This is a genomic window from Candidatus Nealsonbacteria bacterium (assembly GCA_026016225.1).
GTDB lineage: Bacteria > Patescibacteriota > Minisyncoccia > Minisyncoccales > JANBVM01 > Nealson33H.
Window position 1 is genome coordinate 21,942 of sequence record CP061210.1, and the last position, 12,265, is coordinate 34,206.

General features: G+C 33.8%; 13 protein-coding genes and 1 tRNA gene. 11 read left to right on the forward strand and 3 right to left on the reverse strand.

All coding sequences use genetic code 11. The annotated features are described in order from the left end of the window. Window positions 1-91 precede the first annotated feature (91 nt). Together IB617_00120 and IB617_00125 are read right to left on the reverse strand one after the other, a co-directional pair. Window positions 92-1,255, reverse strand: a complete 1,164-nt coding sequence (locus IB617_00120; GenBank protein UZE93247.1) for a zinc ribbon domain-containing protein — start codon at window positions 1,253-1,255, stop codon at window positions 92-94. Window positions 1,256-1,437: 182 nt separating this feature from the next. Next, window positions 1,438-2,730, reverse strand: a complete 1,293-nt coding sequence (locus IB617_00125) for a right-handed parallel beta-helix repeat-containing protein (GenBank protein UZE93248.1) — start codon at window positions 2,728-2,730, stop codon at window positions 1,438-1,440. A 6-nt stretch (window positions 2,731-2,736) separates the two neighbouring features. On the opposite strand from IB617_00125, the gene IB617_00130 reads away from it, so the two are divergent. Together IB617_00130 and IB617_00135 are read left to right on the forward strand one after the other, a co-directional pair. Then, window positions 2,737-3,480, forward strand: coding sequence for a hypothetical protein (locus IB617_00130; GenBank protein UZE93249.1), 744 nt, complete (start codon window positions 2,737-2,739; stop codon window positions 3,478-3,480). 21 nt (window positions 3,481-3,501) lie between these two features. Further along, window positions 3,502-3,675, forward strand: a complete 174-nt coding sequence (locus tag IB617_00135) for a hypothetical protein (GenBank protein ID UZE93250.1) — start codon at window positions 3,502-3,504, stop codon at window positions 3,673-3,675. Window positions 3,676-4,167: 492 nt separating this feature from the next. Here IB617_00135 and IB617_00140 read toward each other — a convergent pair whose 3' ends face one another. After that, the gene (locus IB617_00140; GenBank protein UZE93251.1) at window positions 4,168-4,497 is read right to left on the reverse strand and encodes a hypothetical protein; all 330 of its coding nucleotides are present in this window, start codon (window positions 4,495-4,497) and stop codon (window positions 4,168-4,170) included. 161 nt (window positions 4,498-4,658) lie between these two features. Between IB617_00140 and IB617_00145 the strand changes: the two genes are divergently transcribed. The 9 genes from IB617_00145 to trpS all read left to right on the forward strand — a co-directional run bounded on the left by IB617_00145 (window position 4,659) and on the right by trpS (window position 12,241). Next, the gene (locus tag IB617_00145) at window positions 4,659-5,039 is read left to right on the forward strand and encodes a phage holin family protein (GenBank protein UZE93252.1); all 381 of its coding nucleotides are present in this window, start codon (window positions 4,659-4,661) and stop codon (window positions 5,037-5,039) included. After that, window positions 5,036-5,251 carry a preprotein translocase subunit SecG gene (gene secG / locus IB617_00150; protein ID UZE93253.1) on the forward strand — a complete coding sequence of 72 codons (216 nt, stop codon included), beginning with the start codon at window positions 5,036-5,038 and terminating at the stop codon, window positions 5,249-5,251. Before IB617_00145 ends, secG begins: the two co-directional genes overlap by 4 nt. Window positions 5,252-5,257: 6 nt before the next feature. Continuing rightward, a complete protein-coding gene (locus IB617_00155; protein ID UZE93254.1) occupies window positions 5,258-7,255 on the forward strand; it encodes a hypothetical protein in 1,998 nt (665 codons plus the stop codon). 18 nt (window positions 7,256-7,273) lie between these two features. Continuing rightward, on the forward strand, window positions 7,274-7,876 hold the full coding sequence (locus IB617_00160; GenBank protein UZE93255.1) for a glucose-6-phosphate isomerase: 603 nt from the start codon (window positions 7,274-7,276) through the stop codon (window positions 7,874-7,876). A gap of 2 nt (window positions 7,877-7,878) precedes the next feature. Then, entirely contained in the window at window positions 7,879-8,709 is an 831-nt protein-coding gene (locus IB617_00165; GenBank protein UZE93256.1) for a UTP--glucose-1-phosphate uridylyltransferase, read from the forward strand. Further along, window positions 8,706-9,404 (forward strand): nucleotidyltransferase family protein, encoded by a 699-nt coding sequence (locus IB617_00170; GenBank protein ID UZE93257.1) that lies wholly within the window; start codon window positions 8,706-8,708, stop codon window positions 9,402-9,404. The genes IB617_00165 and IB617_00170 overlap by 4 nt, the downstream gene beginning before the upstream one ends. A 9-nt stretch (window positions 9,405-9,413) precedes the next feature. Next, window positions 9,414-9,497 (forward strand) — tRNA-Leu (locus IB617_00175). A gap of 65 nt (window positions 9,498-9,562) precedes the next feature. Next, window positions 9,563-11,251 (forward strand): ribonuclease J, encoded by a 1,689-nt coding sequence (locus IB617_00180; protein ID UZE93258.1) that lies wholly within the window; start codon window positions 9,563-9,565, stop codon window positions 11,249-11,251. A 12-nt stretch (window positions 11,252-11,263) separates the two neighbouring features. Next, on the forward strand, window positions 11,264-12,241 hold the full coding sequence (gene trpS, locus IB617_00185; GenBank protein ID UZE93259.1) for a tryptophan--tRNA ligase: 978 nt from the start codon (window positions 11,264-11,266) through the stop codon (window positions 12,239-12,241). Window positions 12,242-12,265 lie beyond the last annotated feature (24 nt).

The following is a 12,265-nucleotide window of genomic DNA, read 5'->3' on the forward strand; positions in this document are numbered from 1 at the left end:
TTTTTTAAGTCAATAGGTTTAATGTCGGAAGTTAAACAATTAAGTTAATTTAAAGAAAAAAATAGGGTAACGAAGATATTCTTCATCCCCTTTATTTATTAAATTTAGTTTGCTCTACGGCTTGTAAACCACATATAGAACAAAATTGTTGTCCTATTAATAGCTCTTCTCCACAGTATTGACAATAGCGACTTTGAGAACCACAAGAACAAGATTCCTCCAGTCCTCCACAGTATTGGCATTCACCTGTTTGCTGTTGGGAGGTTGATGAAGATGGTAGTGCCGACTGTTTTACAGTTTTGATTTTTTTAAGCTCATCAGCTCTCAGCTCATCAGTTCTCAGTTGGACTATATCCTCAAACGCCACAGCAAAGGGAATTTCTTCAGGAATTTCTTCTTTCTTAGCTTTTTTCTTAGCTTTCTTAACTTTCGTCTTGAATCTTAGCTTAACCTTCCTTAGTTTGGTTACGACTACATATAGTACAATAAATAAGGAAATTCCACCTACTAATAGAATACTTATAAGAAATAAATTCGGCTGTTCTTGATTTTGATTTTCAGTTTGAAAAGTATAACCTTCTCTCATTAAATCTCGCACAGTAGGAGGCGCACCGGTAGACGCAGCAAGCCCCCTAGTGACAAACTTTCCCTTAAAAATTTCTTCTGGCACTTCTGTTAGTTCTTGTTCATCTCCATTATTGATATTCACAATATAAGTATAACCGTGTGATAAAATATCGGGATTAAAATCGGAGTATGAATAAACACTACGCCAAAAGATAATTTCTTCATTGGAAAACCATGTAAAAACAAGAGAAGAAGGATAATCCCTAATCATTTTGCTTAAACTATAAGCTCCAGTTCCGTTGGGATTCATTACACATATAGTGCATGGTTGGTCATTGCGTGTTGCTATAAATACTACTTTCTGTTCATCAGGAGACACTAATGGCGCTACATGATGTAAATAATCAATGTCTTCGAAATAACCTTCGGATGCATTAGTTATCTCTGTCCCGTCGGTTCCGCTCGCGTTCGCTATGAACAATCTGTATTTAATTCCCCAATATCCAACATTTGTTTCATTACTAAATATAATTTTAGATCTGTCCGAAAGCCAATCGCCATCTTGGATAAAAGTGGGAAGTGTCTTTCTCGTCGGATTTTCAACATTAACAGCACTAACATTTATATCTATAATACTTATAAATAAAGATAATATTACAATTACTACAAATAGTTTTACGTTTTTCATTACTTACACCTCTTCAATTGTAAAAGTTTCTTTTATAATTAAATCAATAAAATCTTAATTTGTCAACAAACATTCTCAAAAAACTTCAAATTCTTAATTTCTGTTCCAAAGCTCCAAGAGAATAAAAAAAAGGTTAAATTTAAGATTTAACCTTACCCTAAAAAAGGGGATTTTTAGATTTTTTAATGTTTTTGTCTTCTTTTCAGAAAAATGATAATAGCTGCCACGCCTGCTGCTCCAATCAGAGAAATCAATAGAATTATTATGCCTATACCTACTTCACCTACTTCAACCGTAACCCATACTATGTCAGAAACCATGTTACCAAAGGCATCTGTAACTACAATTGTGTAGTTGTAAGAACCTACGGCTAATCCATCTACATTGATTGTTACGGCCATACCTGATTCCCAGGTACCTGATTCAATTTCTGAACCATTTTTGTATATCTTGTAGGTACCAGGATTTAAGTCTGTAGCTATCCAGGAGATGTTATATCCTGTTGCTCCCTCTTCGTAAGTAACATCATCAGGACTGGTAAGGACAGGAGAAACTGTGTCTTCAACCGTAACCCATACTGTATCAGAAGCTGCGTTATCAAAGGCATCTGTAACTACAATTGTGTAGTTGTAAGAACCTACGGCTAATCCATCTACATTGATTGTTACGGCCATACCTGATTCCCAGGTACCTGATTCAATTTCTGAACCATTTTTGTATATCTTGTAGGTACCAGGATTTAAGTCTGTAGCTATCCAGGAGATGTTATATCCTGTTGCTCCCTCTTCGTAGATAACGTCTTGAGGGCTATCTAAGATTGGGTTCGTGACATCATCTTGGACACTGATTTCTTTAGAGTAAACAGACATATCTCCGTCAGCATCTGTTACCGTCAGTACCACCAGGTGTATTCCAACTGAATTATACTTATGGATAGGATTTTGAATAGTAGAATTTTCTGAACCGTCTCCAAAGTTCCACTGATAGGTTAAGGGAATGCTTCCGCCTGTGGTGCTATCTGTAAATTGCACAGTCTGACCCACTGTAATAACCGTACTATTAATATCAAATGATGCTACCGGAAAAAAAATGTAAATATTATCGTGTATGTTATTATTATCTCCTTGGTCCTCTATCCCAACAGTATTTTTTATCAAAAAATTGTTGGAAACCTCATTGTTATCGGAGTAATCAAGATAAATACCATACCTATTTCTCGTACAAGTGTTCCCCGTAATAGTACCGTAGTAGGAATAGTAGAGATAGATACCATAATCATAGATACCATAATCATTGTTTATGCAGTTGTTCCTAGTTATGGTGTTGTTGTTGGAGTAGCAGAGATAGATGCCGCTATCATCATTGTCTGTACAGTTATTCTCTATTATAGTGTTGCTGTCGGAGTAGTGGCCGAGACAAATACCATATTCATTTCTCGTGCAGTTGTTTCCGGTTATAGTGTTGTAGTTGGACAAATGGATATGGATACCATCGTAATAATTATCTGTACAGTTGTTCCCAATTATGGTGTTGTTGTGGGAGGAAGAGGAGAGATGGATACCATATTCATTTCTCGTACAGTTATTTCCGGTTATAGTGTTGCTATAGGAGGAGTAATTGTAGAGATAGATACCGTATCTATTTCCCGTGCAGTTGTTCCTAATTATGGTGTTGTGGTTGGAGGAGTCGAGATAGATACCATTGTAATCGTTGCCCGTGCAGTTATTCCCAATTATGGTGTTGCTGTTGGAGGAGGAGAGACGGATACCATTGTGATTATTATCTGTACAGTTGTTCCCGATTATGGTGTTGTGGTTGGAAAAATAGAAGAGATAGATACCCCGTTCATTTCTCGTGCAGTTATTTCCGGTTATGGTGTTGCTGTTGGAGGAGGAGAGACGGATACCGTGGTAATAATTGTCTGTACAGTTGTTCCCGGTTATGGTATTGCTGTCGGAGAAGTCGAGACGGATACCCCGTTTATTTCTCGTACAAGTGTTCCCAGTTATAGTATTGTTGGAGCAGAAGTCGAAATAGATACCATTGTAATCATTGCCCGTGCAGTTGTTTCCAGTAATAGTGTTGTAGTTGGAGAAGTCGAGCCAGATGCCACCTTCATTTCTCGTGCAGTTGTTCCCGGTTATGTTATTGTTGTCGGAGTCGTAGAAACAGATACCATACCCATTTCTCGTGCAGTTGTTCCCGGTTATGGTATTGTTGTTTGAGGAGAGGAAATAGATACCCCAGTGATAATTGTCTGTGCAGTTATTCCCGGTTATGGTGTTGCTATTGGAGTAGTAGAGCCAGATACCATCGTAATAATTATCTGTGCAGTCATTATTGATTATCTTTCCATTTGTCACATAGCTCAGTTGAATTCCCGTTCCACTAGAGTTATAAACTGTACAGTTTTCAATTAGGAAATATTCTTCTGTGTTTTCAATGAAAATGCAGCTATCTGATTGGTTTGCGTCTATAATTAAATTTTTAATTACATATGGGTCCTCGTAGGTGCCCGAGCCTGTACACCAGTCATAAGTAGCGGCTGTCTCTGTCCAGTTGTCGTCTACGTGAACCTTAAAGTCAGTATCAATAGCAGCAGCAATAATTTCCACCTTCAAATTTCCTCTCTGAGATTCTCCGTTTTGTCCCAGGAAAAGAACGTTTGTTAGACCAAATAAGAAAAGAAGAGTAAAGATTCCAATCGTCTTTGTTATTGTTTTCAATCTTATCAACTCTTATTTATTTTTAAAAGAGATATTTTATTTTAAAATATCTACTTACCTGATACCACAACAAGAGAGCCTTGTCAAATTTATGGGACTGTCCCTCTCCTGATTTCAAAAAAAATAAGCCAACTCTGAATTACCAAATATGGCAATTTGAGTCGGCTTTAGATAGATAAAAAATTATTAATAGATATACTCTTCGGCGAAAACAACGATTATTTCTATGGGCAACTCCCTTATGCGGCTAGTGAGAATACTTGTTTCGGTTTCATTGAAGGAAAATTCTTTTTTTTCTCCCTTCGTTCTTTTCACTACTCTGTAAAACTTCAGTACAATCTTCTTATAAAAAAAAGTTAAGTCTTTAGTTAAGTCCTTATTAGTTAAGTCTTTAGTTAAGTCCTTATTAGTTAAGTCCTTAAGTATTTCTTCAATCTCTTTTGATATTTCTATCAGTTTCTTATCGTCCGGATTCTGAGGTATAAGATACTTTACCCGAAAAAAATCTTCTTCCAAGTTTGAAATGTTCTATCACCTCCTAATCTATTCTCTCCAATTTTTGAAATTTGTCAAGCCAAATGAGACAAAGAGACTTGCTCTTAATTACGAAGTAATTACAATGAGCGAAGCGACTGGTTTGCTAAGTTAATTATTTTCTGGTATTATTCTTAAATAATATGAAACGGCTATTCTGGCATATTGCTGCTGGAATCCTGGCAATATTCCTGGCAACAAAATTTATTTCCGGGGTGAGTTTAGAAGTTATTTCCGATAGAAGTATTTACTTTGGAATAGAATTTAACCAGGGATGGAAATTATTGCTTTTGGTAGGAGGCATCTTAGGGCTCATTAATTTTTTTATTAAACCAATTTTAGATAAAATTACCTTACCATTAAAGATTTTAACCCTGGGTTTGTTTTCCTTAATACTTAACATGGCATTTATTTGGCTTTTGGATATTCTCTTTGAAGAATTTGAGATTTTAGGTATTACTCCTTTGTTTCTTACAACGGTAATTGTCTGGATAGTAAACTTTTTTTTGGGACTTAAAAGATGAAAGAATATTTATTCATCGCACAAATCGTAGTAAGTATAATCTTGGCTATATTAATTCTCTTACAACAAAGAGGAAGTTCTTTGGGTTCTGCTTTTGGAGGAATGGGTGAATTTTATGCCGCAAGACGTGGTATGGAGAAAAAGATATTTTGGGCAACGGTTGTATTCGGAGCCCTTTTTATAGCTTTAGCCCTACTCAACCTTCTCATCTAATTTCTTATGTATTATCGGTGGCCTTCAAAAAAACAATGGCGACAATTTTTAAAAGTTCTAAGTAAAAAAGAAAGGTTTTCTTTTTTTATCCTCCTTATCTTATTTGTCGGTTCTCTTTCTTTCCTTTTAATTGATTTTTACCTTGAAAGAACAAAAATAATACCCGCTGAAAGCGGAGTATATATTGAAGGAGTAATAGGTTCTCCAAGATTTATCAATCCCCTTTATGCTGCAGCTTCAGATGTTGACAGAGATTTAACAGAGCTTATTTTTTCCGGTTTAATGAAATATGACTCTGAGGGCAACATACAGACAGATTTGGCAAAAGAGTATAAGATTCTTGAAAATGGAAGGATTTATGAATTTAATCTTAAAGAAAATGTAGTCTGGCAGGACTCGGAACCTCTAACGGCAGATGATATAATCTTTACTATTGAAGCAATCCAAAATTCAGAAGTTAAAAGCCCGTTAAGAGCTATGTGGCTGGGGGTAACAGTGGAGAAGATATCTGCTCTTAGTTTGCGTTTTGAATTAAAAAATAAATCCTCTGTTTTTTTAGAAAATTGCACTTTAAAAATAATGCCAAAACATATTTGGGAAAAAATTCTTCCTAAAAACTTTCTACTATCTCAAGCCAACCTTACGCCTATAGGTACAGGACCATATAGATTAGAAAGTTTATCAAAAGACATTGGTGGAAGAATAATTTCTCTGGATTTAGTTAAAAACCCTTTCTACTTTTCCAAACTTCCCTATCTTTCTAAAATCTCTTTTCGATTTTTTGAATCAAAGGAAAGCGAAGAAGCAGAAAGACAATTAATAGCCTCTTATCAAAAAGGGGAAATTGATGGTTTTTCTCTAAATTCACTTAAAAGTCTTCCAGAGAAGGGTAATGTTTATAATTTTACTATTCCAAGATATTTCACTGTCTTTTTTAATCCAGAAGAATCTAAAGCTCTCTCAGATAAAAAAGTAAGATTAGCCTTAAATCATGGAACAAATAAAGAAGAGATTCTAAACAATGTGCTTTCCGGCCAAGGAAAGATTGTTCACTCTCCAATTATACCTGATGTTTATGGTTTAAAGGAGCCATCTAATATTTATGAATATGACATAGAAAAAGCAAACGATATATTAGAAAAAGCTGGATATCTAAAAAAAGAAAATGGTCTTAGAGAAAAGATTATAAAGAAAAGCCCAGCTTTCACTTTCAAAAGTAATCTTTCTGTAGGCTCAAGAGGAACAGAAGTAACGGAGCTACAAAAATGTTTAGCTAATCCGCCAGCTGGCGGAGCTGACATTTATCCTGAGGGAAAGATTACCGGATATTTTGGGTCAAAAACAAAAGCTGCCGTAATTAGGTTTCAGGAAAAATATAGTAAAGATATTTTAGAACCTTTTGGTTTAACAAAAGGAACAGGTGAAGTTAAAGGAAAAACAAGAGAAAAGCTAAACGCGGTTTGCTTTGAAAGAGGTGAAGAAATAATCCCTTTAAGATTTAAGCTCTTTACGGTTGATGAACCCCTTCTTAAAGAAACAGCTAAAGTTCTTAAAAATCAATGGAGTCAGTTAGGGGTTGAGGTTGAAATTGAGACATTTAATATTACTACGGTAGAAGGAGATACAATTATCAGAAAAAGAGAATATGAAATTCTTTTGTTCGGTGAGGCATTGGGTTCAATTCCAGACCCTTTTCCCTTCTGGCACTCTTCTCAAATAGGAGAACTCGGCTTGAATCTTGCTAATTACAAGAATAAGGACTCTGACAAATTATTAGAAGATAATCGAGAATCCTTAGATGAGATTGAAAGAAAAGAAAAATTAGAAGAATTTCAAGATATTCTTATTGAAGATTGTGCGGTAATATTTCTATACAATCCTGACTATCGTTATTTTGTTTCAGAAAAAATCAAGGGAATAAACGCAAAAATAATTATTGACCCCTCAAAAAGATTTGCTGAAGTAGGAGAGTGGTATGTTAAAACAAAAAGAGTATGGGAATAGCCATATAAAACTTAAAATATGAAGTGTGGAAGAAAAAAAAAGAAAATAAAGGATGTAAAACCGGATGTTCGACGTTTATACGACATGAAAAAAGTTATCTATGACAAAGAGTGGTTAAAAACAGCCCCTAATTTTAAGCTTTATTATATGTATCGAGGAGTAAAAGAAAAAGATGGTCTTAAACACAATATCACAATAATACCCCCGAGAATGCTGGGGAAAGAATTTGTAAAAACCAAAGGGCACTATCATATAGGAAAATACGGAGAACTATATATTGTTCTCAAAGGAAAAGCTATTTATTTATTGCAGAAAGAAAAAAATGGAAAGATTGAAAACGTTTATTATGTAAAAGCTAAAAAAGGAGACTACATTATAGTTCCCCCTGATTACGGGCATATAACAATTAATCCTTCTTTAGAAGAACTGAAAATGGCAGATTGGTCTTCAAAAAAGTGTAAATCTGATTATAAGCCAATTGAGAGAAAAAAAGGGGGATGTTATTATTATACAAAGTCAGGTTGGGTTAAAAATAAAAATTATAAAAAGGTTCCCAAATTGAAATTCAAAAAACCAAAAAAAACATTTCCTAAAAATTTAAGTTTTCTCTGTGGGGTATGACTATGAAAATTAGAAAAGCAGTAATCCCAATAGCGGGTTTGGGAACAAGATTTTTACCTCTATCAAAAATTATTCCAAAAGAATTTTTCCCTTTAGGAACAAAACCCGTCGTTCAATATGTTGTTGAAGAAGCTTTAAAAGCAGGTGTTAGAGAAATTATTTTTGTTATCTCTCCTAAAAAAGAAGATATTTTCAAAAATTACATCCTGAAATATTTTAAACAAGAAAAAAACCTCTTGAAAATCCTAAGAAGGAGAAGAAAGAAAAAAGCAATAAAAGCTTTAGGAGAAATTCCAAAAATAAAATATAAATATATATTTCAGAAAAAACCATTAGGAGATGGCGATGCAATTTTAAGAACGGAAAGATTGGTTGGAAAGGAGCCCTTTCTGGTTCTTTTTGGAGACGATATTTCCTGGGGAGAAGAAGGAATGCCAAGTCAACTTGTAAAAACGTTTGAAAAAATCAAAAAACCACTTCTTTGTCTTTACAAAATGCCAAGAGAAAAATTATCTTCTTATGGAGTACCAAAAGTTCAAAAAATTAAAGGAAGATTATATAAAATCAAGGATTTAATTGAAAAACCCAAAGAAAATCCTCCTTCAAACTTTGCTTTAGTTGGAAATTATGTTCTAACGCCGGATATATTTTCTTATCTCAAAAAAACAACTCCCCAAAACGAAGAAATTATTTTAGCTAATGCCTTAAAACAAATGATTAAAGAAGGAAAAGAAATATTCGGACTTTGGGTTAAAGGAAAGTGGCTGGAATGTGGAGATAAAGAAAAATGGATAAAAAGCTTTATATTCCTAACAAAATCAAGTAAAAAATGAAAGGTTTCATCCTGGCAGGCGGAGAAGGAACAAGGCTTTATCCTTTAACCTTAGAGATACCAAAACCTTTATTGCCTGTAGGAAAAATACCGGTAATTACCTATCTGGTTGATTTGTATTTAAAATACGGAATTGATGATATAAAAATCAATGTTCAAAAAAAACATCTTGAAGATTTTTACAAATGGAAAGCTACTTATTTCCCGCGAGAGAAAATTGAATTTATAGTTGAATTAAAACCTTCTGGCACCTTTACTCCAATTGCTAAAAAATTAAGCCCTAAGTGGTTCTCAAGAGCAATAGTTGTCTCAAATGGAGACGAATTAAAAGAACTAAACCTTAAAAAAATGATAAGTTTTCACAAAAAAAAGAAAGCTTTGGTAACAATTGGTTTGGTTAAAGTAAAGAACCCTGAAGCTTATGGCTCTGTTAGAATGAAAGGAGAAAAAATTATAGAATTTGGCGAAAAATCAAAAAAACCTCTCTCTTTTTACATTAATTCCGGTCTTTATATAATGAATCCTAAGATTAAAAAATATTTTCCAAAGAAAGCAAAATTTGCAATGTTAGAAACAGATCTTTTTCCGAGATTAGCTAAAGAAAAAAAACTCTTTGGATATAAATGGAAAGGGAAATGGATGGACGTGGGAACCTGGAAGAGATGGGAGGAGGCAATCCGGAATTGGAATTGCTAATATAATTCTGCCCAGGTGGTGAAACTGGAAAACACGTTAGCTTCAGGTGCTAATGCTCGCAAGAGCTTGGGAGTTCAAATCTCCCCCTGGGCACAAACAAAACAAAACTTAAATCTTTTTTACTTAATAACTTTAATTTAAGCTTTATCTTTTAAATTATGAAAAAATCAAAAGATGCTAAAAATCTAAAAATTATTCCTTTAGGTGGTCTCGGTGAAGTGGGCCGCAATATGACTTTGTTGGAATATGAGAAAAAAATTCTCATTATTGATATGGGCTTTCGAATGCCGGAAGAGGATATGCCGGGAATTGATTTTATTATTCCAAACATTGAATATCTTAGAAAAAGAAAGAAAAATATCTTAGGAATTGTATTTACTCATGGACACTACGACCACATCGGAGCTATTCCTTATTTAATTAAAAAAATTTACACGAAGAATTTAAAACTTTTTGCCAGCCCATTAACTAAAGGAATAATTCTAAAAAGACAGGAAGACTTTAAAGACCAACCCAAATTAAAAATTGAGGAAGTGAAAAACGGTTCAAGAATAAGATTGGAACAGTTTAAAATTGAATTTTTTAAACAAAACCATAATATTCCAGATAACTTAGGATTATTTATTGAAACACCTGTTGGGAATATATTACATACTTCAGATTTCAAATTTGACCCAAATCCGGTAAACGATTTACCAACTGATTTTAAAAAGTTGAGAGAACTCGGAAGGAGAAAAATTTTACTGATGATTTCAGATTCTACCGGAGCCGAAGAAGAAGGTCATTCTTTATCAGAAAAAGAAATTTCAAAAAATTTAGAAGAAATATTAAAAACAGCTCCAGGCAGGGTTATTGCAGCTACCTTTTCTTCTTTGATAAACAGAATCCAACAAATTATTACTATTTCTGAAAAATATAAAAGAAAAGTCTGTATAGAAGGATATTCAATGAAAACAAATGTCGAGATTTCAGAAAGGTTAGGATACATTAAAACAAAAAAAGACACTTTTATTACAACAAGAAAAATAAAAAATTATCCAGACCAAAAAATAACAATTTTATGTACCGGAGCTCAAGGAGAAAAATCAGCCGCTCTAATGAGAATTATTAATAAAGAACATAAATTTTTGAGAATAAAAAGAAATGATACTATCATTTTTTCTTCCTCTGTTATTCCGGGTAATGAAAGAACAGTGCAGTTTATGAAAGATGAAATTTTACGCCAGGGAGCTAAGGTTTATCATTATAAAATGATGGATATTCACGCCGGCGGACATGCCAGAAAAGAAGAGTTGAAAGAAATGTTAGAGATTATGAAACCAAAATTTTTCCTGCCAAATCACGGACAACATTCCATGTTATTTGCTCATGCTGAGTTGGCAAAGAAAATAGGTATTCCAGAAAAAAACATAATTGTTGCTGAAAACGGACAGATTATTAACCTGAGCCGAAAAAGAATCTTTATTGAAAAAGAAAAAGCGCCTTCAAATTATATAATGGTTGATGGATTGGGTATCGGCGATGTAGGTGAAATTGTTTTAAGAGACAGACAGATGTTGGCAGAAGATGGAATGTTTGTTATTATTGCTATCATTGATAAACAAACTGGAAAAGTTCGGGGTTCTCCTGATATAATATCAAGGGGATTCGTTTATTTAAGAGAATCAAAGGGATTACTTAGAGATACAAGAAAAAAGATTATTGCTATTGTCAATAAAACCGCAGGAAGAGGTGGAGCCGTTAATTGGACTTATGTTAAAAATGAAATCAGAAATAAAATAGGTCAGTTTCTTTTCTCTAAAACCCAAAGACGTCCTATGATTCTCCCTGTTCTCATAGAAGTGTAAAACAACAACACTATGCGTATTTTTAGCGGTATCCGGCCAACCGGAAATCTCCATATTGGAAACTACTCAGGAGCAATCAAACAGTGGATTGAACTTCAAGAAAAAAATGAATGCATTTTTTGTGTTGTTGATTTACATGCTATTACCACTCCATACAAAGAAGAAGAATTGCAAAAAAACATTTTGGAAACAGCAGTCACTTATTTAGCAGCTGGTTTGAATCCTGAAAAATCTATCATTTTTGTTCAATCTCAAGTAAAAGAACATGCTGAATTAGCTTGGCTCTTAAGTACTATCACTCCTGTGGGAGAATTGCAAAGAATGACTCAGTTTAAAGAAAAAAGCAAGAGGCATTCAAAACATGTTAATGCCGGTCTTTTGAATTATCCGATTTTAATGGCAGCTGACATCTTACTCTATAAAACAGAGGCAGTACCCGTTGGTAAGGATCAGAAACAACATGTTGAATTAGCCAAGACCATTGCCAAAAAATTTAACCAGAGATTCGGCAAAAGTTTCAAAGTTCCAAAAACCCTTTTGTCTAAGACAGGTTCTAAGATTATGTCTTTGGAAAACCCAAAGAAAAAAATGTCAAAAACTGACAATCCTAAAGGTTGTATTGATTTATTCGAGGAACCCAAAGAAATTCGAAAAAAAATAATGTCTGCTGTTACAGACCCGGGAAGAAAAATTACTTATGATCTAAAGAAAAAACCAGGAATATCCAATCTCTTAACTATCTATTCTTTATTTTCTGGAAAATCAATCAAAGAACTGGAAAAGAAATTTAAAGGTAAGGGTTATGCAGAATTTAAAAAATCCCTCGCAAGATTATTAATTAATTCTTTAGAACCCTTTAGACAGAAAAGAAAAGAACTTCTCGCCAGAGAAGTTTATATTAGAGAAATTTTAAAGCAAGGGCAAAAAAAAGCAGAAGTTATTGCTCAATTTACAATGCAAGAAGTCAAGCAAAAAATGGGTTTAATCTAATAGTTGAAGGAGCTTTAGAGTTGA